Source organism: Shewanella sp. NKUCC05_KAH, assembly GCF_019345585.1.
GTDB classification, from domain to species: domain Bacteria; phylum Pseudomonadota; class Gammaproteobacteria; order Enterobacterales; family Shewanellaceae; genus Shewanella; species Shewanella oncorhynchi.
The window spans coordinates 55,783-80,846 of the sequence record NZ_JAHKQZ010000004.1; the positions used below are offsets into that span (position 1 = coordinate 55,783).

Consider the following 25,064-nt stretch of genomic DNA (forward strand, 5'->3'; position numbering starts at 1 on the left):
TCAGTGAGCAATTAGGTTCAGTGGAAAATATAAAACTAATGATAATTAGGAGTGAATGATGAAACGATGGAAATCCAAAATAGCACTCAGCGTGCTGTTTTGTTTAGGTACTATCGTCAGTGTGGCCGGAATAGCATCCGATGCTAAACCGGGCGAGGTAAAGCCTGGCTATGGTAATAAACAACAGAGTGCGGAAGCTCAGGGAATTATGGCTAATCCCGATCTAACACTAGAATCCCGTGGTGTAAGAACACTGCAGGATTATATTGTTCAGGAAAAAGAGTTGTTTGATTTTCTTTTTGAAAATCATCCGGTATTTAAATATGCCGAGCAAGGTCGTTTAAAAGGAACCTATAAGGTCAGTGACCGTGGTGAAGAATACTTACACGGTGGTGATAGCCAAAAATATAGCCAACATCAAGAGGGCAATCGCCCTATGGCATTGCAATATCGACTCGGTGCCAAGTCGATTTTGGATTTCCCAAATAAGTTTGTTGGTCCTGAAAAATGTGGTGAGTGCCACGGTCCACAATATGAAAAGTGGAAACGTTCACGCCATTCAAAAACCTTACGTTTCCCGGGGAGTCATCCCGAAGTCGATAACGATTTAAACAAAACCATGTATGGCACTAAGGATACTTCTATCCTGCCAGACGGCATTACCCCTGATGCAATTTATGCGACGGTGGGAACACCAAGAACCAAATACGGCTTTATCGATAGCTACTTAGTACGCGGTACTTTCCATGTGAAAGACGGTTTACTCAAAGATGGTACTGGCACTATGGTCGCCGGTGGTAATCAATTCTCCCGTGGTTGGGCTGAATGGTTAACCCCTGAAATGGCGAAGAAAATTCAGAAAGTTATTCCTGAATTTCCAACTAAAATGGAAGATTTTGGCGCGAGTGGTTCACACCAGTGGGGTATGAGCTCCTATGGTGCTAAATACGAGAAGGAATTCTTATTCCAACCTGCGAGTTCCTATTGCGAAATGTGCCACACCTTTAAGTTTGATTTTAAAACTAAAGATGAGTTTTTTGCAGCCCTTGGTAATCCTAAAGAGCTACAAAAACATACAGTGTCACTCGGTATTACCTGTGAAGAGTGTCATGGCGCAGGTGGTCATTTAGACGGCGGTATCGGTGGTGGTATGCCTTCTAACTGTGAGCGTTGTCACCAGCGTTTTAACTTCGTAGAAGAGCTTGCGCAAACCCCACAGGGTAAAGAAAAACTGGAATATGCCTTTAACGTGAAGATGAAATCTTCGTGCCCATCTTGTGGTACAGAAGGTTCGCAAATGTTTGCCTCATCTCACTACGATAAGGGTATGCGTTGTTCTACCTGTCATGATCCACACGAAGTGACTGATGGTGATTGGAAATCCGGTATTACTAAACCAAAACTCATCAAAGAATGTACCGATTGCCATACGGCACAGGCTGAAATTGCTAGTAATACCAAGACCCACAGTAAACAAACTTGTCAAAGCTGTCACATGCCAAACATGGGTAGTTGTGAAAACTTCACCGCGATCCAGTTCCCTGATATGGCCGGTTTCGACAACGTTCGTAAGTCGCACATGTGGAAAATCGATGTCGATCCATTGCGTAAGACGCTTAACCCACCTGAAGGTAAGTCTCGCGACTCATCCACTAAGGGCTGGACTGTGGCGAAGGACGAAAATGGCCATAACTACCTCGATCTCATGTGGACCTGTGCTCGTACTTCCGCTTCTGATCACGATGTAGTGGATAACAAAGGCTGCCATAGCCAATTCCAATCTAAGTTGGGTGAGGGTCTGCACTTTAAAGATCAACAGCAAATCTACGGCAAAGTTCAGAAGTGGCAAAAACCAGTGAAAGAAACCTATGCCAAAGTAGAAAAAGCCCTTATTAGCATCGATAAGTCGCCCAATATGGCGAAGTTATCGGTAGAAGATAAGACACAAGTGCTGTTGTTGACCGATAAAGCTCAAGATGTCCTCAAGCTGATTAAAGCCGATGGTTCATGGGGGGTTCATGGTGCGCGTTACTCACAAAAACGCTTAGATGCCGCCTTGACCTATGTGACCCAAGCCCAAGCCATTATTGATGGTAATGCGCTGAGTGCGAAGAAAATATAGTTTAACTTGAGTCCTAGTCATCCCCGACACCTTTGGGTGTCGGGGAATATGAGAGCCTAATTATGCATAACATGCTTCGTCAAAGTGTAAGCCGAATATTGATGGTGTTGGCCTTAGGCGTGACTGCGATGCCAGTCATCGCCGGTGGTGGCTCAGAAATGTCTGAAGTGCCCTATAACGAAATCCAATTAAATCCCATTTCGATGATGGAAGCGGAAACCTTAGTCGGCAAGCAAGGCGTTTATTTTTTCGACGTAAATACACTGGAGATATGGGCAGAAGGTTTTATCCCCGGAGCAGTTTTTTTCAATGTTCAGAATTGGAGAGAGTTACTTCCAAAGAATAAAGATGCAGTCATGGTGTTTTACTGCGCTAACCGCCTTTGCACTAGCAGCAATATGGCGGCGAGAGAAACCATGAAGCTAGGTTACACAGGTGTGCGTCATATGGCCGATGGTATTTATGGCTGGCGTATGTCAGGTCGAGTAACAGAAAAACCTTAGTAACACACAGAACCGATGTTTTATCGGTTTGGTTTGCAGGGCCAAAAGGCGAAACCCACAGGGTTAACATTGTAGAGAACATAAAATGAAAACACGTATGCCAACTTCTTTTATCCCCAAAAGCATCACAGTGGCGACCTGCGCCGCATTATTTGTTTCGGTAGCCAGTTTTGCCGGCACAAGTCTGAAAACCGATGCAGATAAAACCTCTTACAGCATTGGCGCTTCCATTGGTAATTACATTTCTGGTCAAGTCTACAACCAAGTTGAATTGGGTTCAGAGGTGAATGTCGACTTAGTCGTGCAAGGTTTTGTGGATGCGCTTAAAGATAAACAGCAATTAACCGACGAAGAAGTGCTGACCTACCTGAACCAAAGAGCAGAACAACTCAATGCCGCAAGAACTGTCGTTGCTGAAAAACAAATGGCAGAAACTAAAAAGGCAAGTGCAGCATATCTTGCTGAAAATCAAAAAAAGTCTGGCGTTAAAGTTACCGCCTCTGGTCTTCAATACGAAGTCTTAACCCAAGGTAAAGGTCATAAACCCAATCCAGAAGATGTGGTCACAGTGGAATATGTTGGCACTCTTATCGATGGGACTGAGTTTGAAAATACGGTTGGGCGTAAAGAGCCCACTCGGTTTGCATTAATGTCGGTGATCCCCGCTTGGGAAGAGGGATTAAAGTTGATGCCTGTGGGGTCTAAATACCGTTTTGTGGTACCAGCAAGCCTTGCCTATGGCACTGAAGCCGTAGGTATTATTCCTCCTGAGTCAGCACTTATCTTTGAAATTGAACTGAAAAATATTGAGAAACCCAGCGAAATGAAAGAGATGAAAAATAAAAAGATGATGCCTGCACACGGTTAATCAGGCTCCTAAAACGAGTTGTTTGGAGAGTGAAATGGAGACTGGAATGGTGAGCTTAGGACTAGGCATTGGCATCAGTTTACTGTTGTTTATTGCTTACATTTACTGGCAGCACATGCGTCTAAACCTAGTCATGGGAATCGCACAGTTGCCAAACATGTCGAGCAAGGTGCCCTTTGCGATGGGAATCGTCCTAGTGCTGCTGACCCTTGCTATCTACAGTCAAACAGGCCGTTTTAGGGATTGGGATCAAGGTCGGATTGATGAAAATATTGATTATTTAGTCGCGGCCGAGATCACCAAAGCCAGTCGTTGGGCTCAGAGTGAGCCGCAAAACACCTTGGCACTTATGTCATTAGCTCTGGCTTACAATGCGGGAGGTTTGTACTCAGATGCGGTGCTGACCTTGGATAAATTACTCGAAATAGGGGGAGAAGATGCCGAAGTGTTAGGGGCAAAAGCTAACGCGCTTTATTACCGCGAGCTTCGGCAAATGACACCTGAAACCCAAGAGGTGATTGCCAAAGCATTAGCACTCTCTCCCTTTGAGCCTCAAACCCATATGTTACTCGCGGGAGATGCTTACTTGCATGCTCGTAACCAAGAGGCCATTGACCATTGGCAGCTCCTGCTCAAACACAATGGCGACAGTATCAACCGTGAAGCAATCGATAATGCGATTGCAAAAGCACAAAGCAAAATGAATGAAAGATGAAACCCGTTTCTATCAACCCTCGCCGTAAAGATCTGTCCCTGCAAGGAATCTGGCGAGGCGTTGATATTTTTAATAAAAGGATAAATAGGATGAAGAAATACTATGCATTGTTGCTGTTAGTGCCCTTGCTATTTGGCTGTAATAAAAGCGAGGCCACAGACCATGTTCATAAAGCCGAGATGATCCACGAGCATGACCGTTGCCATTTATGCGGCATGGTGATCACTAAATATCCCGGACCTAAAGGGCAAGTGCATCTCAAGGCTGAGAAAACGGTACCTAAGTTTTGTTCTAGCCGCGATATGTTTAACTTTGCATTACAGCCTGAAAATAAAAGACAAATTGATTACATGATGGTGCATGACGCGGGCACGACCGATTGGGATCAGCCTGACGATGGCGCCTTTATTGATGCTCAAAATGCCTTCTATGTTTACGGTACGACTAAGAAAGCTGTGATGGGACCTGCCGTTGCCCCTTTTAGTACCAAAGCTGCCGCCGAAGCCTTTGCTAAGGAATACGGTGGCCGAGTGCTGAGATTTGATGACATCACCCTAGAACTGCTCGCGGGTGATAAATAAGGTTGTGATGATGAAGCTGCATCTCGTCCTTATCTGGCTGCTGTGCTTTGCCTCTTTCGGTACTTGGGCAGCACTCATTCGGGTAACAGATACAGATTCACTCACCCTTGCTCTTAACAAAGCTCAAGCAGGTGACACCTTAGTGCTAGCCACTGGGGTGTATGAAGGCTCCTTTAAGGTGACGCAATCCATTTCGCTAAAGGGGGAAATAGGCGCGACATTAGATGCACTGCGCCAAGGCAGTGCGTTGGTCATTGAGGCGCCGCAGGTGAGTATTGAGGGGCTCAATATCCGCCACTGGGGACGGGATCTGTATTACCGTGATGCCGCCATTTTACTCAAAAAAGGGGCGGATAATGTGCTGATTAAGGGAAACCGCTTGGTGGGTGAGGGTTTTGGTATTTATGGCGAACAGCTAAACTCGCCCACCATCTCGGACAACAGTATTAGTGGCAACGGCGCCATTCATGTGCTTGATCGGGGTGATGGCATTTATCTTAAGCATGTTAATTCGCCACAAATTGACCGAAATCAGCTGATTTTTGTCCGTGATGGTGTGTATTTAGAGTCCGTTACCCACAGCCGCATTTATGAAAATCAATTCACTAAGCTGCAATATGGTATTCACTATATGTATACCCAAGCCGACGAAGCGTGGCAAAACCAAGCGATTGCCGTCGATGGCGGTTATGCCCTAATGAATTCAACCCATATTTACCTGCACCACAACCGTGTGACTCAGGCGCGGGACTTTGGCATTTTGCTCAACATTACGGAGGCATCCCATGTGCAAGCCAATGTTGCGAGTCAAATCCATAACCCTAAGGGCACTGTGGAGCTTGGCAATGAAGGGAAAGGTATTTTTATTTACGCCGCTCAACATAACCGTATTCAAGATAACGAGTTTAGCCACAGCGATACCGGGATCAGTATGGCCATGGGCGGAGAGGAAAATCGCCTTTGGCATAATCGTATTATGGCCAATCAAACCCAAGTCAAATATGTCGGAGAAACTCAACTTGAATGGAGTTATCAGGGGCAGGGGAATTACTGGTCGGAATATCAAGGCTGGGATCTGAATGGCGATGGATTCGGGGATATTACCCATAGGCCGAATGACAGTTTAGATAAACTGTTTTGGCTTTATCCTGAAGCCAAACTGTTGATGGAAAGCCCCGTTGTGTTGTTACTGCGCTGGGTGGAACGCCAATTTAAGCCACAAGTGACGAGCGGTATAAGTGATAGTTTTCCCCTAATGCAAAGTGGCGCGCACGTACTGATTGATGGAGGTTCGCGATGAATCATCAAACTATGACCTGCTCAGCAAATAAGCCTGTAGTGAATGCTGATGTGGTTGTTAAAGCGACAAATATCAGTAAATGCTATGGCAAGTTTAAGGCACTGGATGATGTGAGTTTTGAGGTGTTAGCGGGTCAAGTGATCGCACTCCTTGGGCATAATGGTGCGGGTAAATCTACGTTACTCAAGCTTATTTTGGGATTACTTACCCCCACAAGTGGTCTGCTCCAAGTTCAAGGTCATAGTGTGAGCTCCCAACAAGTGCGGCAGAGTTTGTCCTTAGGCTATTTACCTGAAAATGTGAGTTTTTATGACAATATGACCGCCAATGAGCTACTGCGATATTTCGCTAAGCTTAAGGGCGTTGCCTTGCCTAAAGTACATGAATTACTTGCTGAATTTGGTTTAGAGGCCGCTAAAGATAAGCGCTTGAGTACTTTTTCTAAGGGGATGCGGCAACGTCTTGGATTGGCGCAGGCGATATTGGCTGAGCCTAAGGTACTGTTACTCGATGAACCGACAGTTGGCTTAGATCCCTTGGCATCGGCCTTCCTGTATCAAAAAATTGCTCAGCTCAGGGCGCAGGGCTGCGCCATTATTATCAGTACCCATGAGTTGGGATTAGTACAAGATCAGATGGATCGCGCTTTGATCTTAGGTCGAGGGCGAATGTTGGCTTCGGGAAGCTTAACCTCCCTGAGGGCGGCGACTCAGTTGCCAAATCATATCTTGTTGCATTTTCTATCTAATACTCAAAGGCAAGCATTGTTAGCGGATCCTATTTTAGCGGTATGTGTTAAGACAAATGCGGGGCAGGGACTCATGCTCGTCGTGCCACAGGAGCAAAAGTCAGCCGTGTTAAATCACTTATTACAAAAAGTGCCCGCGGGGGATTTTTCTATTGAACCTCCTAGTTTGCAGAGTGTGTTTCATCATTACATGGAAAGTCTTTGCCCCCTTCAGTCGTCAAAAATGCCCACAAAGACTATTAACAGAACAGATATAAATCAGGCGATTAATTTGGAATCAGTCCTATGAACCGTTCCGAGGTTTTGCACCATCGTTTAAGTGCTCTGAGCATAGTGAGCACCATAGCCGCCAAAGAGTTTAAGGATAATTTACGTAATCGTTGGTTATGGATGATGGCGGGAATCTTGTTGCTGCTATCTCTGTGTGTGAGTTTTATGGGCAGCGCAGTGTCCGGCAACTTAGTGGTATTTGAGCCTGCCCAAATCCTTTCTGGGTTAGTCACTTTATCGGTATTTATGCTCCCTTTAGGTGCGATTTTGTTGAGTTATGACAGCTTTGTTGGTGAAAAAGAATCCGGCACTCTGTTGTTACTGCTGACCTATCCATTAGCACGTTGGCATCTGGTGTGCGGCAAGTTTTTAGGCCATGCCTGTGTGATGACCATTGCCTGCATTTTGGGCTTTGGTTTAACAGGATTAATACTGATATCACTGGGCGATACTCAGGCCCAGCTATCCATAGCGATCGGGTTTACCCATTTGATTATGAGCAGTATTTTACTGTCATTAGTGTTCGTGCTCTTGGGTTATTGGGTTAGCTTGTGTGTGCGAGAAAAAGCTAAGGCACTGGGGATATTACTCATTTTATGGTTTGTGCTTGTGCTGGTTTATGATCTGATTTTACTCAGTGCAGTGGTTGGAATGAGTGAGATGTTTAATCGTACTGTATTCAATCTACTGATTTTGTTGAACCCCACTGATCTGTTCCGTGCTTTAAATTTACTCGCGACTCCCTCGGATACACTCGCGGCTAAAAGTAGTCTCACTCTGCTTGCTCAAACTGGGCTTGGCTTACCCTTAATGTATGGTTTGCTGGGTGGCTGGATTGGTGCATTACTTTTGTGTTGTTCTTGGATCTTTAAATACCAAGAAATCTAGTTTAGCGACCTCTGTATTAGTCTAACTTTGTACTTATTAAACAATGACTAAACTGAGTATAGAGTCACACTCTTATATGTTGTTAAAAGGTAAAATTAACCATCTTGACTTGGTGATTGCATATCATCGTTTTCTTGGAAAGAAACAATGTCACATGATGATTGCATGTTGTTAGTGTAATCAAACTTTATCAGTATTGGCTGATCTTTCAGGCGTTTAACATGCATAAAATCACATCTTATTTAATGTTAGATGAACAGGCTAAGGAATTAGTCGATCATGTGAATGGGACAACCATCAGCCTGACTTTTTCCGAAACGGCCTTATTAGTGCTGCTGTTATCATCCACGAATGCCATTTTTACTAAGGAAGAATTGCTGCAGGTCGGCTGGCCTGAAAGGGTGGTTGCTCCTACCTCTTTAACACAATGCATCAGTACCTTACGTAAAAAGCTCGAACCCTATACCGAAGTGCAGCTTAAAACCGTGGCACGCCGCGGTTATCAATTGCATATCTCTGAACAATCCCATGTAAAGATGCTGGCGATCAATGATGCGAATGCAATTCGTGATGCCTTAGTGGGGGTGTCGGTTTGGACTAAAGTTGCTGGTATTGCCCTCTTGTGCGCTATCTTGGCAATCGTTTGGTATGTGAGCGACCATCATGCGGTGGTTAAACAGGTGGCTAAATGGCATGCCGATAAATATATCAGCCTCAATATTGGTGGCACGCTGGGGACGGCGCGAACCTTCTATATTGGTGATGAGGATCGTTTACATCCTTCATGGTGGCAAAAACATTTAGCGCCAGAGGGAAATCACATCAATAACCTTAATTACTTCAGTGCATTTACCTCAACAGATGGCAAAAATTATTCGATGGCGATTTGCCCTGAGCTGGACGCCGATGCCTGCAGTGGTCACGGCATCATCAATATCACGGCGATAGATGCAAAACCCGCAGGATTAAATATGGCGGAGTTTATTCCGCTGAGCCAAATAATGGAGCAGCGCATTCGCTATAACCGTATTGTCCTCCCTGCGGATGATAAAGGAATGGGTGAGTTACTTGAGCATAATTACCATGCGGATATTTATTTTCCCGTCGCGGGCGAACTCTTAGTTCGTAACGATCTCAGTATGTCTCTGGTCTATGAAGGGCAAAATAAGGGTAAGTTTTATTCAACCTCCTGTATTACAGATCAAGATTGTTTAACGACGCCGATTAAATACACTATCCGCGGTGAGTTTGAGCAGTACCAGACCACAATTGATGACCTTAAAGTCGATGTTTTTCACGTTAAAGTGTTACAAAAAGAACTGACAAAACCGGATGAAGTCAGCCATTCTGCTATGCAGTTCTACCGTGAAATTCGTAAGCATGATATCCGTGATGAAGATTTATTTTATTATCGTGTTTATCAAAATGAGCACACGGCAGTATGGATCATTCCTCAGATGGGACAAGTGCTTGCGTGGACTCAGTACACTCAGATCAAATTATAAAGTAGTCGTTAGCCAAACTTGATTAAGCCGACATAGCGTCGGCTTTTTTGTGCCTGCAGTTGAGCGCGGTCGTGATGATGCTAAGCTGCGTGTTTAAGCGTCTGGCTCAAATTGTTTGCATTAACTTTCTATCATAAAAATTGGCTTTGTTTTACTTCTTCATTCAGTGCCAGTTACACTGCCAAACTTAGCAATCACACTATAAATACAATAATAAAAAAGAGAGGAGTCATTCATGTCGGACCGTCTTATTCCCGTGCTGTTACTGTCAACTTCAGTATTGGCTGGGCTCACTGCTTGCAGTGATAACACCACAGAAAACACCGTAAAAACCAGCGAAAATGCACCAAAAAGTCAAGACATTGCGGCTCAAATGCCGATTGGCATTAATGTCGCGGCTATGACGCCAACGGTAAAACCAGGGGATGATTTTTATACCTACGCCAATGGCGAATGGATGAAAACAACGATGATCCCAGCAGATCGCTCCAGCACTGGCGCTTTCCTCGTTGCCTTTGAAGCAACCGAAAAGCATAAAACCAGTTTGATTGCCGATCTGGTGAAAGCGCAACATGCGGTGGGGAGCGACGAAGCGCGTATCGCCGATTTCTACAAGGCTTACACAGATACCGCCGCTATTGATGCCGCAGGAATGAAGCCTGCCGAGGCGGATATTGCCCGTTATGAGGCCATTGCGAGCAAGCAGGATTTATCTGCGGCGTTAGGCGGAAATCTGCGCGCCGATGTCGACCCTCTCAACGCGACTGACTTTTATACCGAAAACCTATTTGGGATCTTCGTCACCCAAGGTTTAGCCACGCCTGGCGAAGTCTTACCTTACTTTTTACAGGGCGGTTTAGGCTTACCTGAGCGTGAATATTACCTGTCTGCCGATCCTAAAATGGTCGACATTCGCACCGCTTACCGCGCTTACATTGAAACCTTGCTCAAAGATGCGGGTGTGAGCGATGCCGCTGTCCGTGCCGATCGTATTTTTGCCCTTGAAAACAAGATTGCCGCAGCCCACGCCAGCCGTGAAGCAAGCGAAGATTTTACTCAGTCTTCGGGTGTATGGAGCCGTGCTGACTTTGATGCCAAAGCACCGGGCATCGATTGGACTGCCTTTCTAGCGGCGGCGCAACTGGGCAATCAGCCTAAATTTGCGGCCTACCATGCAACGGCGATTACGGGACTTTCTGCGCTTGTGGCCTCTGAGCCTTTAGAAGCATGGAAAGATTGGCTCGTGTTCCACCATATCAACAGCCATGCTGATGTGTTGCCATCGGCTATCGACAACGCTTCGTTTGCCTTTAATGGCACTAAGCTTTCTGGCACGCCAGAGCAGCGCAGTCGCGATAAACGTGCCTTAGCGGCACTCGACCAATATTTAGGTGATGCCGTAGGCCATGCCTATGCCGAGCAATATTTCCCCGCTTCGGCCAAAGCAGAAGTCAGCGCTATGGTGGATAACATAGTGGCCGCCTTCGGTCAGCGAGTGGAAAAACTCGATTGGATGGACCCTTCAACCAAGAAAGAAGCCCTTGCAAAAGTGGCAACTATGGCGGTGGGCGTGGGTTATCCCGATAAATGGCGCAATTACGACAGCTATGCAGTGACTGCGACCAATGCCTACGCCAATGCCATCAATGGCGAAAAAGTAGAGTACAGCCACCAGTTAGCCAAGATTGGTAAACCAATGGATAAAGGCGAGTGGTGGATGACGCCGCAAGTGGTGAATGCGGTGAACTTACCGGTGCAAAATGCGCTTAACTTCCCTGCGGGTATTTTGCAACCGCCATTCTTCGATGCTAAGGCCGATGCCGCTTACAACTATGGCGCGATTGGCGCTGTGATTGGCCATGAAATCAGCCATAGTTTTGATAACAATGGTGCGGCCTTTGACTCGACTGGTGCTATGCGTAACTGGTGGACGCCCGCTGACTTTGCTCAATTTGATAAGCAAGGCGATGCGTTAGTGCAGCAGTTTGATGCTTATGCGCCTTTCCCTGATTTACACGTGAATGGCAAGTTGACCTTAGGTGAAAACATTGCCGACGTAGCAGGTTTAGCCGCCGCTTATGATGCTTACCACGCCTCGCTTAAAGGCAAAGATGCCCCAGTGATTGGAGGCTTTACGGGTGATCAACGCTTCTTTATCGGCTTTGCGCAAACCTGGGCCACTAAGATGCGTGACGAAGCCCTGCGTGCTCGGGTGGCAACCGATGGACATGCCCCCGGCATGTATCGCGCGCTGACCGTGCGTAACTTAGATGCTTGGTATACTGCATTCGATGTTAAGCCTAGCGACAAGCTGTATTTGGCTCCAGAAGATCGCGTTAAGATCTGGTAAGTTTACTGGGTTGATTTGAAAGGAAGGGGAACGCTAGCGTTCCCCTTTTTTATTAACGATTTTGCAGTCGGTTGTAATCCAGCCACCCACTTTCTATCGGGTGATTGTCGAAAAAGATCTGATTGAGTTCGTCACTAAAGGCCCAAAACTTCGGATCAGTACGGCGTACACCCACCATATCTAACAGTGCCTCATAGTCTTTTTCAGTTTGCATTTTCTCAACTGTCGCCACGACGTTAGGCAAGTCCTGTTCTTTCACTCGCCAAAATGCCTCAGGATAACTGCCCAATAAGCCATGCACTAAAGTGACGTCATCTTTAGCGGGTTCGCGGTTACTCGCCTCATTAAACAGGCTAGAAATATTCCGATGGGCGCTATTGCGAACTAAGGTAAATATCTCAGCTTTACCCGCTTTTTCAGGTTCGACCATGATCATGGTTAGTTCAGGTAACAGGGTCGCTTGTGTGCCTTTTAATCGATCTAATGTGTGTAAAAGTGCTTTGCTATGTATTTGCAAGCTGCTGTTTTCTATGTGATATCGATTGGGTTGAACCTTAGCAACCTTCTGTCCGAGTTTTTGATACAGCTCGCCCTTTAGATCGTCGCTAAAGTAGAGTACGCCTGTAGGCTGATGAAAGGTGTTGATATCCCCTGCGATAAAGGCCGTGAGCTGAGTACCAGCCCCTTGATACCAATCACTCAACTGCTTGCGTCTTTCCTCCTGCGGCAACAGGGTCAGGAAATTCGATTCCCCCTCCATGCGTAAAAAATCCATGTATAAGCGAGTTAATAGCTGGTGGCCGTAGTTACCATAAACATCGAAACCCGCGACCAATAAATAGTGGATACGCTCCAGCAAGGCATAATCGATAATCCAAGCCGTTTTGGGCGGTTCGCCGACTAAGCCTTTGACCACAGTGGCATTGTCGAAATGGCGAAATACTGTCAGGCTGGCATTATCATTGGTGTCGTCGCCATCCCAGAGTCCGTCTATGGTAAGGTGCTGACCGTTTTTGAATTTCTCGTTCAAGAACTGATTACGCGCCCGCATATATTTGCCTTGCTTGGCGGCATATTTCACCCAAGTTACTGCGAGTGCAGTGCTTTCTTCCTCTGCAGGCATACGTAGGTTTTCAAGTTGGGAATGGTAAAAAGCGCTAAAGTCAGTGTCGTCCATATAATCTGGAGTCACAAAGTACACCCAGAATCTATCGTTAATGACATTGAGCGCCACCTGACCACGGCACACTGGGCCTTTGATAAAGCCCATAATGGTATCTTGGGCGCGGGTCAGCATAAATCGATAGCGCGCACTGGCAGGAATTTGAATAAAAGCTTCAAAGGGATTGGCCGCAACGCTCGGCTTGTAGCTCGGCAGTTGAGTGACTGAGTAATCCGCATCAATAAACCATTGTTGCCAGTTATTGAGCAAGCCGGTATTCAAAGCGTAGGGGATATGGGTTTTATCGACTATGGTTGCCCGATAAGGCCGAAAGCGGTAATAGACTCGCTCCACCTTAGGATCATCGAAGGGACGACGGGAGGCGATAATATCTAGCGCTTGCCCCGGCGGCGTCCGAGAACGCACTAACTCGAAGAATAAAGGCTGGGCGTTCGGTTGATTTAAAGACTCAAAATATAAGTGGAAGGCAAACAAATGCTCATAGATGTAACGTGCACTTAATTGGCTTTTTAAACTGTCGCCGTTTAAAAATGTCTCCCAGAGGGTTATTTCTGCAATAAATTCAGGTGTAAGCGCTTGTGCAAACGGCAGTGGCGCACCTTGCTCGAGCCAGTGCATCAACACTTGATGTTCATTCGCATTCAGTGCTGGCAAGCCATAAGGCATACCTGCAAGGGGCTGGCTTTGCTCGTATTTGTCCATTTCCTCTAAGCTGGCGCATTGCTGAACTCTGTCTAGGCTGAAATCAAAACGCTTATCTAAAATCTTGTCTTCGGGCAGGGGGTGCATTTGCTTAAGCGTGAGCATTCTGGCTAATACTGAGGCTTGGGTATTGGCTTCTGGGGTTTGATCGCGCTCGTTTAGCATGGGGTAAAACCCGCGTTGACGCCAAGCTTCTGGGGTAAAGGCATCGACAAGTAAGCGATTAGGTGTGGCAGCGACTAAGCGTGTGCCTTGGTAAACCTTTTCCTTGCTCGCCCCACGCTCTATACCTTCGCTCGAGGTCATTTTTAACTGACAGGGGGCATCGTAACAGGCATGACATACCACGCAGCGGCTATTGAGAATAGGTTCAACTTGTGTGTGCACAAACTCGGCTTGTTGAATAAATTGGTCGTTCAGCTGTGCATTTTCGACACGTTTTTGCGGTGAGCTAGTGCCAAACAGAGCATTGAAATCGATTTGCGCTACGCTGGCACAACCCGTCGCCAACAGCACTGCGACCAACAACAACCTCTTCCATCCCCCTTTTATCGCGTCCATTCACCGCTCCTTCATTTGCCGCATGCTATTTAGCAGAGTTAGGCTTTTTAGCCCACTGATAAGTATCACTTTAGCAGAAGAGTGTGTTGGATTTGAAATTTGCAGCCAGATGTTGTTCAAGGAGCTGACTTAAGTTGCCCTACAGACTTTTGGTCGCTGCTCGAAACTTGGGTAAGATAGCGGCTATAAAAGCGTACCTGTGATGGCTGTATTAATTGCACCAGTATTGTTGTGGCAATAACAAAAGGATGAAGTATGACTGCTGATAACCGCTATTTTTACGAACCGAGCAAAGGCCATGGCCTTGCACACGATCCTTTAAATGCGATTGTGGGGCCTCGACCAATTGGCTGGATTTCATCGCGGAATGCCGAGGGGCAACGCAATCTCGCACCTTACAGCTTTTTCAATTGTTTCAACTACAAACCACCCATCATCGGCTTTGCCAGCACAGGTTGGAAAGACAGTGTCGCCAATATCGTCGAAACAGGGGAGTTTGTGTGGAACCTCACCACTCGCGGCTTAGCCGAGCAGATGAATCAAACCTCCGCCATGCTGCCACGCGGTCAAGATGAGTTTAGTTTTGCAGGACTCACGGCTAAAGCTGGCACCATTGTTAAGGCCGATTTAGTGGCTGAAAGCCCAGTAAACTTCGAATGCAAATTGTCCCAATGTATTCAACTCACCGCCGCCAATGGCGACAAGATTGATACTTGGTTAGTGTTAGGTGAAGTGGTGGCCGTGCATATTGCTAAGCATTTACTCAATGCCGAGGGGATTTATCAAACTGCCCTTGCCGAGCCCGTATTACGTGCCGGCGGCCCATCGGCCTATTATGGGATCTGTGAAGATCTGCGTTTTGATCTACATAGACCACAAGTGTAAGGGGCTGCTCAGGTGCCGCAGGGCTGTGGGTTTCCAAACTTCGTTTGAGTTTTTGACTTATGAGTTTTGGTATCTCATGGCAGAGCAATCTAAAGCTTTTTTTAAAATCAAAGTCAACGTCGTGGGGCTTCACCCCACACCCGACCAAGGAGGACTGCTCGTCCTATCCTCCTTGGATTCTCCAAGACGCCCTTAGCGAAGTTACATGCATTAGATGCTAGCTTCGTGCTTATTCGAAAATAGCTAACGCTTCCGATGGGGCGTCCCTTCCCCCCGAAAGCTACGCAGACGTCCTGTCTGCGTCACGCTATTTTCTTCAACGCCCTTCAGCAACTTCGCAGGGAAGGTGTATCCCTTGAAATCTGGCGTTGTCTTCTATTTATTAAAGCAAAAAGAGTTGTGAGTTTCCCGTCTATTCTATGAATTTTCAGAGCTTAGAAGTAAAGATTCGACAACTAACTTTAATGTTCTCCACCATACATAAATTGCGGCATTACTTGATGATGAACCATCACACAAAAGTCCATGAGCTAGATCATTTCTCAAGTTTGGGCCTCTTGGATCTGTTAATAAAACTTTAAACTCAAAAAGTAAGTTTTCATCAAAAATATCCGTAGCCTCCTTTTTGTCTAATAATGTGCTTAGCCCAACTTCCATTTCTATACCATTCAGATCTAGAGTTGTCGTTAATATGTCATGTGATTTAAGGATAACTCTAACCAAGTTTTCTAATTGAGGGGTCAAAAGATATATTGCTGATGAGAAATCGAATTCAAATCCTTCGTGCAAAGACTTCGCAAATAAATACTGTCTATTACTAGGTATTAATGGTGATTGATGACACAAGTCTAGCAGTAAACCAAATGGTATTCTATGCTCACTTAAAAGTGTTTTTAGTGCTGGTAATATCTGTATGTCGATAATAAAGTCAATTTTATTGTATATATTTTGAAATACTTGATTCATAACTGAATCATCTGAAGATTCGCTATCCTTGCAAAATTCATAAGCTGTTGTTTTTGATATTATTCTCGCATCATTTGAGAACAGTGTACTTGGCATTAGGCTTGTAAGTATGTTTTGTGACATAATTTTTTTTGTTTCATCAATAATATTATTTCTTTTAAAGCTTTCTGCAATAGTTACAAATTTATATATAGCCTCTACTACACTGTCAACATTACTTACATAACTTGAGCATGTGCTTGCAATGCTAGACATCTCATGAATATCTTCTTGTGAAAAAGTATGGCTTATCCTAACCATCTGGTTTATAGCATTCGTATTAGCTTCATTAATGCCTAATCTAAGCTTGTTTATTTCATATTCAACACCTAATTTATCACGATATATAATTGGTATTTTTCTAAGGACTTGAATCGCATTGTTGTAAAATTCACTAGCAATAGCGCCTGAATCACTGAGCCTATTATTACCTTCTTTTGCCCATGATTTCGCAAGATGAAATAAGGAGTTATTTGATTTTTCTGATTGATCAGATGATGCATATAATCTTGATGATAGCTCTAAGTATGCCCTTGCTGAAAGGTGGTTAGAGAGAGCTAAATATTCGAGACCTTTTGAATATGTTTTATCTGCAAAATATTTTATTCTTGAGTTATTGAAGCCAAGATCTAAATAAAAGTCACATAGCCAAAGATACATAAATCCGTCTTTTTTCTCATATTGTAACAAGGCTTTAATTAGCTTTTCTTCAATTACAGATAACTTGTCTTGACCACTGCTTCTTAACTGGATAGCTAATCTTACTCCTCGTTCATAAAAGTGGTTCACTCCAAATTTCCATGATTTTTCATCAATTTCTCCTGAAGAGTAACTATCTATAGCATCATAGGCATAAGTTAAATTTTTGGGGCGAATTAAAAGCCATAAGATATCAGTAATTCGAGATTTTAATTCTGGGATTACAATGGGTTTCAATAAGTATCTTAATAAAGTCAAGTCATTATTGGTTAGGTTTTCTATGCTAAATGACTGATTGAATAGTGGGGCGTATGGTGCATTTATACTGTTTGGTTTGAGTTTTAATGAACTGATAGAACCTAATAGATATAGTATTTTTGCAGATCTTAGATCTCCTTCTTTTTCCGCGCATTCTGCTAATTGATATAATTTGTAATACTGTGAATCGATTATTATATTTTTAGGAATGATTTCAAATTTGAAATTATCAATAAATTCGCTAGATACATCTAGCTCGTCTGCATATTTACGAGTGTCCATTCAAGCAGTCTCTATATTTTTCTATTTATGATCTAGCTAGACTTTATCACAATCTTGCTTTAATCGTATTTAAATAGAAGATACAGTTACTGATAGTATTGGCTGCAGGTTACACCAATCCCCTGGGAAGTTGCTGCGGGGCGTTGGAATAAATTGCGTGAGTCCGGTCATGGATGACCGGCTAGCTTCCGTAGGTACAGGGACGTTGCCTTCGGAAGCGATAGCAATTTATCCATAAGACCAAGGCTAGTATCTAATGCATGTAACTTCGCTAGGGGCGGCAAGGGAGTTCCAAGAGGGGATTGCTGTTGATCCCCTCTTGGTCGGGTGTGGGGTGAAGCCCCACGACTTTAATCCAAACGAAGTTTGGGTAAACTCAATCGACTGCCATCTGCAAGATTGAAAAACAAAACCCCAGTAAAAACTGGGGTTTATTATTTAAGCCTATGCTGGCAAACGTTAGCCAGCCAAGCTAACCAATTATCGCGTTATTTGATAAACGCGAACGCATCACCGTAGAGATGCGCTTCCTCTACACCAATCTCGCGGAAGATTTCCCGTGCTGCACCCACCATATCGAAACGGCCGGCGATGTAGATGTCGTAGCCATTTAAGCTGACAAAATCTTGTTTGATTTGCGCTAACAGATTGGCGGTTTTGCCTTGCCAATTTGCGGGCGCTTCTTCGATGACTGGGACGAAGTGTAACCAAGGGTGAGCGTCGTGCCACTCGCGGGCGATGGTTTCAAAATACATTGCATCTTGGGTGCGACAACCCCAATACAGCATAGTTTCAACTTGTTGGCCGAGGGCGATTTGGTGCTCGATGATACTTTTAATGTAAGAGAAACCTGTGCCGCCGGCGATTAACAGACGAGGGCGAATGCTTTCGTGACGCAGGTGGGCTTCGCCGCCTGGGGCTTCGATGTCGATAGTGCTGCCATCAATGGCGCAGGCTTTCAGGCGCTCGACCACTTGCATTGGGTAGCTTTCACTTACAGCGGCGCCAATGTGTAATTCGATCAGCTCGGCGTTTGGCGCTGATGCGATAGAGAAGGGGCGTTTATCTTTTTCACCCATGACAACACATAAGTATTGCCCCGCTTGGAAATCGAAGGCGGTTTCAGGCCTTAACAATACTTGATATACGGCATCGTTAAATGGGTTAACTTTCTCTATCTTACAACGTATGGTTTTCATCAAACTTCCTTTGCACCTTTCTTCAACAGTATGTGTCTAGGTGTCGCTTTAGAGGCCTGTTATTGGCCTATTCTCTTGGCTTAAGCCGATACTTGAGTAATGGCTTAAGCTGAATTATAGGGTTGGGCTGTCGTCTATGCCTAACTCATCCCAGATTGAGTCGATCTTTTGTTTTACTTTTGGATCCATCACGATTGGCGTGCCCCATTCGCGGTTGGTTTCACCTTCCCACTTATTGGTGGCATCGAGTCCCATTTTTGAGCCTAAGCCCGCAACGGGTGAAGCAAAATCGAGGTAGTCGATCGGGGTGTTTTCGATCATCACAGTATCGCGTTTAGGGTCCATGCGGGTGGTGATCGCCCAGATCACATCCTGCCAGTCACGACAGTTCACATCTTCATCCACTATGACAATAAACTTAGTGTACATAAATTGGCGCAGGAAAGACCAAGCGCCCATCATCACTCGTTTGGCATGTCCCGGATATTGTTTGCGAATGGAGATCACTGCCATGCGGTACGAACAGCCCTCAGGTGGCAGATAAAAATCAACGATCTCAGGATATTGCTTACGCAAAATCGGCACAAACACTTCGTTTAATGCGACCCCCAGCATGGCGGGCTCATCCGGTGGACGGCCAGTGTAAGTGCTGTGGTAGATGGCATCTTTACGCTGAGTGATGTGAGTAACGGTAAATACTGGAAACTTATCGGTTTCGTTGTAGTAACCCGTGTGATCGCCGTAGGGGCCTTCTTCCGCCAGTTCCTCAGGATCGATATAGCCTTCGAGGATGATTTCACTGGTGGCGGGCACTTCTAAGTCACAGCTTAATGCCTTACAGACTTCGGTACGTTCACCGCGCAGTAAACCGGCAAAAGCGTATTCGCTCATGGAATCGGGGACTGGGGTGACGGCACCTAGAATGGTCACAGGATCGGCGCCGAGTGCGACCACAACAGGATAACGCTCACCGGGGAATTGTTGTTTAAAATCAGCAAAATCTAACGCGCCGCCACGGTGGGACAACCAGCGCATGATCAGCTTGTTTTTACCCAGTAATTGTTGGCGATAAATGCCTAAATTCTGACGACTCTTGCGCGGGCCTTTGGTGATGGTTAAGCCCCAGGTCACCAGTGGCGCGACATCGCCAGGCCAGCAATGCTGAATAGGCAATTTAGTTAAATCGACCTCATCGCCGGTTTTGATCACTTGTTGGCAAGGCGGATTACGCACTGTCTTTGGCGGCATATTCAAGGCTTGCTTGAACATAGGGATCTTAGCGATCGCGTCTTTAAAACCCCGAGGTGGTTCGGGTTCTTTTAAAAAGGCTAACAGTTCGCCTACTTCGCGCAGGGCTAATGGGTCGTCTTTGCCGAGTGCCATGGCCACACGTTTTGGCGTACCAAACAGGTTTACCAACACGGGCATGTGATGATTTTTGGGATTTTCAAATAATAGCGCAGGGCCTTGAGCGCGTAATACGCGATCGGCGATCTCTGTCATTTCTAAATGAGGATCAACTGGGTAGCTAATGCGTTTGAGTTCGCCATTGGCTTCTAAGTGATCAATAAAGCTGCGTAAATCCTTAAAACTCATGTGGAAATAGCCTCTGCAGTGAAAATCCATGTGGCGCGCACTATAGCATTTTTCTGTTTTAGGGTTAACCAATTCAGTGATCTTCAAGCTTAGGAAGCGTAAAATGGTTACCAGTAAGTCGCGATAGATCTCGCTTACGCCCTTTATTTCGAGGTTTATATGAATATTCCTGTATGGTTTGCTCAAGAAAAGTGTGTTCAAAGTCAATCACATGGCGCGCATAAGCGGTCGCTAAAGTGCTTGGTTTTATCGCTTGCCGTGGGGATCTCACTTTTGGGGGCGCTCAGTGTGCCGACTGTGGCGGTGGCCGGAAATAGAGGCTATTCGGATCAAGACGAACGTCACGGTCATCGTGATAGCCACAGTCGTGGCGATAGTCATTACAACAATCGTCATGACAATTATTACGACAACCGCCATGTGCGTAAAGATAATCGCCATTATCGTCCCTATTATCGACCTTATTACCCTTGGGGTTTAGGACTGGGTTTAGGGCTCGCTACGGGGTGGGGATCGGGTTGGAATGTCGGTTATGGTGTGAACACCCATTGGAACAATGATTGGGGTTGGAATACGTCGCGTGACGCCTACGCTCGAAATTACTGGAACTCGCCCTATTCGGGCATAGGTTTGTCGATTCCTATGGCCTACGACGATGAACCTGTGGCCATTTCTGCACCTGTACGGGTAACAACCAGTATGCAGTATTCTGCGAGTGAAGGCCGTATGGTGTCGAGTATGCCTGTAAATATGGCCGGACAATCGACTGGGCAACTGGTGTCGCAAACTAGTAACGGCACAGGCAAAACAGCTGCGACTCCGCGCCCACGCGCACCGCACAGTGTGTCTAGCTTGCCGAGCAATGCTAGGGTTGTGCAGCAGGATGGTCGTACACTTTACGAGTGGCAAGGCACGCTTTACGCCTACGACTGGAACAGTCAAACCTATCAAGAACAGTTAGTCAGATAGATTTACATTACGTAAATGACTGAGAAATTGGAGCCCCTTAGTGGGCTCCAATTTATTTATCATCTTTTATTATCTTTTTATTAGTTATTTATCAGCTAGTTGTCGTTTTATAGCATAGCGGAGAAGAGGTTTGAATACTGTTAGAAATCAGGCTACCCAAAATCAGCATAAGGGCGCCAGTACATTATGGGTGTTACTTGCTTTAGCACTCGGAACATTCGCTTTAGGCACCACAGAATTTGCTTCCATGACCTTAGTGCCTTATATCGCGAGCGATTTAGGGGTAGAGGTTGCCCATGTGAGTTATGCCATTAGTGCCTATGCGTTGGGGGTTGTGGTCGGTTCGCCGATTATCATGGTGCTGGCCGTTAGGGTCAGACGGCGAACACTCTTGATTGCCTTAGCCGGTTTAATGGCGGTGGCCAATGGCTTAAGTGCGTTAGCGCCATCATTGAATTGGTTAATCTTTTTTCGTTTTCTCAGCGGCTTGCCCCACGGCGCTTATTTCGGCGTGGCTATGTTGCTCGCCGCCTCTTTAGTGCCGCCAGAAATGAAGGCCCGCGCCGTATCGCGGGTGATTATTGGTCTTACGCTGGCGACGATTATCGGTGTGCCGTTTGCGACTTGGATGGGGCAAACTGTGGGCTGGCGCTCGGGCATTGGCATAGTGGCGATTTTAGCGACCATTACCGCGATAATGGTGTATTTTTTAGCACCTAATCAAGCCGTGCCCGCTGATGCGAGTCCCAAAAAAGAGCTACAAACCCTTAAAAATCGTGAAGTCTGGCTGACGCTAGGCATCGCGGCCATTGGCTTTGGCGGTATCTTCTGCGTGTATACCTATCTGGCTGAAACCTTAATCCAAGTGACGCAAGTCGAGCCGTTTAAGATCCCAATCATGATGGCGGTATTTGGTATTGGCGCAACACTTGGGACCTTAGTGTGTGGTTGGGCGGCGGATAAGTCGGCCTTAGCGGCGGCGTTTTGGTCGTTAGTGTTAAGCACTGTGGTGTTGGCGATTTACCCGAGTTTGACCGGACATTACTGGGCGCTGATGCCCGTGGTATTTTTTGTCGGTTGTGGGTTAGGGCTTGCCACTATTGTGCAAGCCAGATTGATGGATGTGGCACCTGATGGACAGGCCATGACAGGCGCTTTAGTGCAATGCGCCTTTAATCTTGCCAATGCAATTGGGCCTTGGGTAGGCAGTTTAGTGATACTGTCTGGACAAGGCATTGCCGCGACAGGTTATGCGGCGTCTTTGTTGTCATTGGGAGGACTGCTGATGTGGTGGTTGACCCACAGAGAAAGCCGTCGCGTCGTTACTCTAAACACAGCGAACTGCGCCGACTAGCGAGTGCTAAGGAAGAGACGCAGTGGTCATATTCTGCGTCTCGAATCCGCACATTTAGCCCCTTTGTATGGTGATATCGGCGATATAACCATGCTCTGTGGCAACTAAGGCTTGTTTGAGCATGCCTGCCGCTTCATCGGCGGACATAAAGCTTGAGGTATCTAAAGCCTTACCGCTACTGGGCCAAAAGCCTGTGTCCATGCCGCCGGGATACACGGCAATCAACTTCATTGGGCTTTGTTTAAGCTCTAATCGCACCGACTCGATAAATCCCCGTACCGCCCATTTTGCCGCGCAGTAAGTGGATTCTCCCGCCTTGGCGGCCAGTGCTGCGGTGGACATGACCACAACCACAGTGACCGCTTGATCTTTATAGCGTTTCACTAATTCCCGCACTAACAGAATCGTCGAGGTGACATTGTTATTGAGTAGGTTTTGGATATCGCTCGCCCCTTGGGTTTCAATCGCACCAAAGTAGCCGCTGCCCGCACAGTGGATCACGGTCTTAGGGGCTTGCGTTAGGCCATCGAACAAGGCTTCGAGACTCGATTGACTGGCGAGATCGGCGGTGATCGCGGCGATCGTTTTGTTGGAGAAGGGCGTTAATGCATTGGCGACGGTTTGCAGGCGCTCGGCATGGCGACCTGTGAGTGTCAGTGCTTCATTCTCTTTGGCGTAGAGCGATGCGAGCGCCGCGCCTAAACCACTGCTGGCGCCGGTAATTAATATCATAGTGACCTCGGTTAATGCTGTCTTGGTTTGAAAACCGCATCTTAAATCTAAGTGCGCTTCAATTCATGGGAAGGCGAGCGGTTAGATTAAGGTAAATAGTGGCTGATCGAATGCCACTTCATCGCCGTCTTTGGCCCAAATAGTGCTGACCACGCCATCGCGCTCGGCTTGGATGGGATTCATCATTCTCATCGCTTCGATAATGCAGATCACTTCACCTTGGCTCACTCGTTGACCGACTTTAACCAGCGGCACATCATCGAGTTCTGCCGCCGCATAAAAAGTGCCGACCATAGGCGAGACTTGTACAAAACCTTCTGTACTTGGCGAAATGCCTGTTTGCTTTGCCTGTTCACTCAAAGGCGCGACTCGTGCTCTGGGTAGCGTTTGCTGTGATTGCACATTGGCTGGCATAGGGCTGTAGCGGGTGATGCGAATTGATTCTTCACCTTCAGTGATCGCCAGTTCTGCTATGTCAGATTCTTGTACTAACTCAATGAGTTTTTTAATTTTACGAAGATCCATTGCCATTTATCTGCCCTTGCAAAGCACGCTATTGAATAGAATTTACTGTGGCTGGTTGAGCCGCTTAATGGCCGCCGCCAGCGCAAACTCATAACCCTGTGAACCGAAACCGCAAATCACACCTATCGCCTTATCGGAAAAATAGGAATGGTGGCGAAAGGCTTCACGGGCGTGCACATTGGATAAATGCACTTCAAAGAACGGAATCGCGACGCCAAGCAGGGCATCACGCAGGGCGACGCTGGTGTGGGTAAAGGCGGCGGGATTGATAATAATCATCTGGGCATCAGTCGCATGAATCGCATTGATTAGCTCAAATTCGGCGTTGGACTGAATATGCTCGAGCTTAACTCCCGCCTGTTGTGCTTGCTGGTTTAACTCCGCCACTATGTCGGCTAAGGTCTGATGACCATAAACGCTGGGCTCGCGGCGGCCTAAGAGGTTGAGATTGGGGCCATTGACGAGCAAAATTTTGTGACTCATTGCGCTTTCCTTTACGACATGCCTTGGGATTAATGCTGGGATTAAAGTTGGAATAAATTTATTTCAGTTTTCTACATAGGCCACTAACTTAACCTGTTCAAATCGATTTTGCATTATCCGTTAGTCGATTGTGTGCGAGCTGATCATGTGCGAGCCGATTATACCTTTGGCATCTTGTGCCATTGTTGGCTGGGTTCAACTGCGGTTATTTCTCTGGTACTGAGTTAGCAATTGCCTAAGTTGGCTGTCAGTTGAGTTCATTGTCACCTAAGTTAACTATCATCTAAGTTAATAGTCACTCTTCTGTTGACGCATGGCCTTAGTGGCACCTTTTTGTTTCTTGGTCTCTAATCGTCGCGTTTGGCTGCCTTTAGTGGCGCGGGTGGGGATGCGTTTTTTCTGCACTTCACCGACACTGGCGACTAAGGCGATAAATTGCTCCAAGGCTGTTTGGCGGTTGGCATCTTGGCTGCGACTCGCTTGGCATTTGATAATGATTTTGCCGCTTTTAGTGATGCGGTGATCTGCCTTGTTGAGCAAGCGTTCTTGGTAAAACTCGGGTAATGATGAGCTTTTAATATCGAAAATCAGCTGCGCAGCGGTGGACACTTTATTTAAGTGCTGGCCGCCTGCACCACTCGAACGGATAAATTGCCACTCGATTTCATTTTCCTGAAGTTCCACACGGTTTGAGATTTTTATCATGGCAAACTTAGGCATTTTTCAGCATGGATTGAGAAGCCATCAATAATGACTTATGGCTTTCCAATAGATTTGTTAT

The 25,064-nt window shown here is 46.1% G+C and carries 22 protein-coding genes; 14 read left to right on the top strand and 8 right to left on the bottom strand.

Annotated features, from left to right (window positions below):
- Positions 1-58 precede the first annotated feature (58 nt).
- From sirA to KO533_RS05215, 10 genes are all read left to right on the top strand, one after another.
- Entirely contained in the window at positions 59-2,122 is a 2,064-nt protein-coding gene (sirA, locus tag KO533_RS05170) for a dissimilatory sulfite reductase SirA (RefSeq protein ID WP_105250351.1), read from the top strand.
- A gap of 62 nt (positions 2,123-2,184) precedes the next feature.
- Positions 2,185-2,625 carry a rhodanese-like domain-containing protein gene (locus tag KO533_RS05175; protein WP_028761786.1) on the top strand — a complete coding sequence of 147 codons (441 nt, stop codon included), beginning with the start codon at positions 2,185-2,187 and terminating at the stop codon, positions 2,623-2,625.
- A gap of 85 nt (positions 2,626-2,710) precedes the next feature.
- Entirely contained in the window at positions 2,711-3,493 is a 783-nt protein-coding gene (locus KO533_RS05180) for an FKBP-type peptidyl-prolyl cis-trans isomerase (RefSeq protein WP_105250349.1), read from the top strand.
- Between the two features lie 34 nt (positions 3,494-3,527).
- Positions 3,528-4,208: a nitrite reductase gene (locus KO533_RS05185; RefSeq protein WP_251073358.1), complete on the top strand. Its 681-nt coding sequence runs from the start codon at positions 3,528-3,530 to the stop codon at positions 4,206-4,208.
- Positions 4,209-4,297: 89 nt separating this feature from the next.
- A complete protein-coding gene (locus KO533_RS05190; protein ID WP_219253156.1) occupies positions 4,298-4,789 on the top strand; it encodes a nitrous oxide reductase accessory protein NosL in 492 nt (163 codons plus the stop codon).
- Between the two features lie 10 nt (positions 4,790-4,799).
- A complete protein-coding gene (gene nosD / locus KO533_RS05195; protein WP_219253325.1) occupies positions 4,800-6,089 on the top strand; it encodes a nitrous oxide reductase family maturation protein NosD in 1,290 nt (429 codons plus the stop codon).
- A complete protein-coding gene (locus KO533_RS05200; RefSeq protein ID WP_219253158.1) occupies positions 6,086-7,126 on the top strand; it encodes an ABC transporter ATP-binding protein in 1,041 nt (346 codons plus the stop codon). The genes nosD and KO533_RS05200 overlap by 4 nt, the downstream gene beginning before the upstream one ends.
- Positions 7,123-7,995, top strand: coding sequence for an ABC transporter permease subunit (locus tag KO533_RS05205; RefSeq protein ID WP_219253160.1), 873 nt, complete (start codon positions 7,123-7,125; stop codon positions 7,993-7,995). Before KO533_RS05200 ends, KO533_RS05205 begins: the two co-directional genes overlap by 4 nt.
- A 221-nt stretch (positions 7,996-8,216) precedes the next feature.
- Complete coding sequence (locus KO533_RS05210; protein WP_173496241.1) at positions 8,217-9,500, top strand: winged helix-turn-helix domain-containing protein; 1,284 nt, start codon at positions 8,217-8,219, stop codon at positions 9,498-9,500.
- Positions 9,501-9,735: 235 nt separating this feature from the next.
- Positions 9,736-11,850, top strand: a complete 2,115-nt coding sequence (locus KO533_RS05215; RefSeq protein ID WP_219253162.1) for a M13 family metallopeptidase — start codon at positions 9,736-9,738, stop codon at positions 11,848-11,850.
- Between the two features lie 52 nt (positions 11,851-11,902).
- Here the strand turns inward: KO533_RS05215 and KO533_RS05220 are convergent, their stop codons facing one another.
- Positions 11,903-14,296, bottom strand: coding sequence for a fatty acid cis/trans isomerase (locus KO533_RS05220; RefSeq protein ID WP_219253164.1), 2,394 nt, complete (start codon positions 14,294-14,296; stop codon positions 11,903-11,905).
- A 255-nt stretch (positions 14,297-14,551) separates the two neighbouring features.
- Between KO533_RS05220 and KO533_RS05225 the strand changes: the two genes are divergently transcribed.
- The gene (locus KO533_RS05225; protein ID WP_012588671.1) at positions 14,552-15,181 is read left to right on the top strand and encodes a flavin reductase family protein; all 630 of its coding nucleotides are present in this window, start codon (positions 14,552-14,554) and stop codon (positions 15,179-15,181) included.
- Between the two features lie 417 nt (positions 15,182-15,598).
- Here KO533_RS05225 and KO533_RS22600 read toward each other — a convergent pair whose 3' ends face one another.
- Positions 15,599-17,425: a DUF4209 domain-containing protein gene (locus tag KO533_RS22600; protein WP_251073359.1), complete on the bottom strand. Its 1,827-nt coding sequence runs from the start codon at positions 17,423-17,425 to the stop codon at positions 15,599-15,601.
- A 256-nt stretch (positions 17,426-17,681) separates the two neighbouring features.
- On the opposite strand from KO533_RS22600, the gene KO533_RS05240 reads away from it, so the two are divergent.
- Positions 17,682-17,828 carry a hypothetical protein gene (locus KO533_RS05240; protein WP_219253168.1) on the top strand — a complete coding sequence of 49 codons (147 nt, stop codon included), beginning with the start codon at positions 17,682-17,684 and terminating at the stop codon, positions 17,826-17,828.
- A gap of 85 nt (positions 17,829-17,913) precedes the next feature.
- On the opposite strand, the gene fre is transcribed toward KO533_RS05240, so the two are convergent.
- Both fre and ubiD read right to left on the bottom strand, forming a co-directional pair.
- On the bottom strand, positions 17,914-18,624 hold the full coding sequence (gene fre / locus KO533_RS05245; RefSeq protein ID WP_063883664.1) for an NAD(P)H-flavin reductase: 711 nt from the start codon (positions 18,622-18,624) through the stop codon (positions 17,914-17,916).
- Between the two features lie 114 nt (positions 18,625-18,738).
- Positions 18,739-20,220 (bottom strand): 4-hydroxy-3-polyprenylbenzoate decarboxylase, encoded by a 1,482-nt coding sequence (gene ubiD / locus KO533_RS05250; RefSeq protein ID WP_219253169.1) that lies wholly within the window; start codon positions 20,218-20,220, stop codon positions 18,739-18,741.
- A 159-nt stretch (positions 20,221-20,379) separates the two neighbouring features.
- Between ubiD and KO533_RS05255 the strand changes: the two genes are divergently transcribed.
- Together KO533_RS05255 and KO533_RS05260 are read left to right on the top strand one after the other, a co-directional pair.
- Positions 20,380-21,189, top strand: coding sequence for a hypothetical protein (locus KO533_RS05255; protein WP_219253170.1), 810 nt, complete (start codon positions 20,380-20,382; stop codon positions 21,187-21,189).
- A gap of 130 nt (positions 21,190-21,319) precedes the next feature.
- Positions 21,320-22,543, top strand: coding sequence for an MFS transporter (locus tag KO533_RS05260; RefSeq protein ID WP_219253171.1), 1,224 nt, complete (start codon positions 21,320-21,322; stop codon positions 22,541-22,543).
- 54 nt (positions 22,544-22,597) lie between these two features.
- On the opposite strand, the gene KO533_RS05265 is transcribed toward KO533_RS05260, so the two are convergent.
- From KO533_RS05265 to arfB, 4 genes are all read right to left on the bottom strand, one after another.
- Positions 22,598-23,275 carry an SDR family NAD(P)-dependent oxidoreductase gene (locus tag KO533_RS05265; RefSeq protein WP_219253173.1) on the bottom strand — a complete coding sequence of 226 codons (678 nt, stop codon included), beginning with the start codon at positions 23,273-23,275 and terminating at the stop codon, positions 22,598-22,600.
- Positions 23,276-23,356: 81 nt separating this feature from the next.
- On the bottom strand, positions 23,357-23,806 hold the full coding sequence (gene accB / locus KO533_RS05270; protein WP_219253175.1) for an acetyl-CoA carboxylase biotin carboxyl carrier protein: 450 nt from the start codon (positions 23,804-23,806) through the stop codon (positions 23,357-23,359).
- A 36-nt stretch (positions 23,807-23,842) separates the two neighbouring features.
- Positions 23,843-24,283, bottom strand: coding sequence for a type II 3-dehydroquinate dehydratase (gene aroQ / locus KO533_RS05275; protein WP_219253177.1), 441 nt, complete (start codon positions 24,281-24,283; stop codon positions 23,843-23,845).
- Between the two features lie 288 nt (positions 24,284-24,571).
- Positions 24,572-25,003, bottom strand: coding sequence for an alternative ribosome rescue aminoacyl-tRNA hydrolase ArfB (gene arfB / locus KO533_RS05280; protein ID WP_011787977.1), 432 nt, complete (start codon positions 25,001-25,003; stop codon positions 24,572-24,574).
- Positions 25,004-25,064 lie beyond the last annotated feature (61 nt).

Bases quoted from the DNA above. Each gene is read 5' to 3' on its own strand.
- sirA (WP_105250351.1), top strand. From the start codon at position 59: ATGAAACGATGGAAATCCAAAATAGCACTCAGCGTGCTGTTTTGTTTA.
- KO533_RS05175 (WP_028761786.1), top strand. From the start codon at position 2,185: ATGCATAACATGCTTCGTCAAAGTGTAAGCCGAATATTGATGGTGTTG.
- KO533_RS05180 (WP_105250349.1), top strand. From the start codon at position 2,711: ATGAAAACACGTATGCCAACTTCTTTTATCCCCAAAAGCATCACAGTG.
- KO533_RS05185 (WP_251073358.1), top strand. From the start codon at position 3,528: ATGGAGACTGGAATGGTGAGCTTAGGACTAGGCATTGGCATCAGTTTA.
- KO533_RS05190 (WP_219253156.1), top strand. From the start codon at position 4,298: ATGAAGAAATACTATGCATTGTTGCTGTTAGTGCCCTTGCTATTTGGC.
- nosD (WP_219253325.1), top strand. From the start codon at position 4,800: ATGAAGCTGCATCTCGTCCTTATCTGGCTGCTGTGCTTTGCCTCTTTC.
- KO533_RS05200 (WP_219253158.1), top strand. From the start codon at position 6,086: ATGAATCATCAAACTATGACCTGCTCAGCAAATAAGCCTGTAGTGAAT.
- KO533_RS05205 (WP_219253160.1), top strand. From the start codon at position 7,123: ATGAACCGTTCCGAGGTTTTGCACCATCGTTTAAGTGCTCTGAGCATA.
- KO533_RS05210 (WP_173496241.1), top strand. From the start codon at position 8,217: ATGCATAAAATCACATCTTATTTAATGTTAGATGAACAGGCTAAGGAA.
- KO533_RS05215 (WP_219253162.1), top strand. From the start codon at position 9,736: ATGTCGGACCGTCTTATTCCCGTGCTGTTACTGTCAACTTCAGTATTG.
- KO533_RS05220 (WP_219253164.1), bottom strand. From the start codon at position 14,296: ATGGACGCGATAAAAGGGGGATGGAAGAGGTTGTTGTTGGTCGCAGTG.
- KO533_RS05225 (WP_012588671.1), top strand. From the start codon at position 14,552: ATGACTGCTGATAACCGCTATTTTTACGAACCGAGCAAAGGCCATGGC.
- KO533_RS22600 (WP_251073359.1), bottom strand. From the start codon at position 17,425: ATGGACACTCGTAAATATGCAGACGAGCTAGATGTATCTAGCGAATTT.
- KO533_RS05240 (WP_219253168.1), top strand. From the start codon at position 17,682: ATGCATGTAACTTCGCTAGGGGCGGCAAGGGAGTTCCAAGAGGGGATT.
- fre (WP_063883664.1), bottom strand. From the start codon at position 18,624: ATGAAAACCATACGTTGTAAGATAGAGAAAGTTAACCCATTTAACGAT.
- ubiD (WP_219253169.1), bottom strand. From the start codon at position 20,220: ATGAGTTTTAAGGATTTACGCAGCTTTATTGATCACTTAGAAGCCAAT.
- KO533_RS05255 (WP_219253170.1), top strand. From the start codon at position 20,380: ATGAATATTCCTGTATGGTTTGCTCAAGAAAAGTGTGTTCAAAGTCAA.
- KO533_RS05265 (WP_219253173.1), bottom strand. From the start codon at position 23,275: ATGATATTAATTACCGGCGCCAGCAGTGGTTTAGGCGCGGCGCTCGCA.
- accB (WP_219253175.1), bottom strand. From the start codon at position 23,806: ATGGCAATGGATCTTCGTAAAATTAAAAAACTCATTGAGTTAGTACAA.
- aroQ (WP_219253177.1), bottom strand. From the start codon at position 24,283: ATGAGTCACAAAATTTTGCTCGTCAATGGCCCCAATCTCAACCTCTTA.
- arfB (WP_011787977.1), bottom strand. From the start codon at position 25,003: ATGCCTAAGTTTGCCATGATAAAAATCTCAAACCGTGTGGAACTTCAG.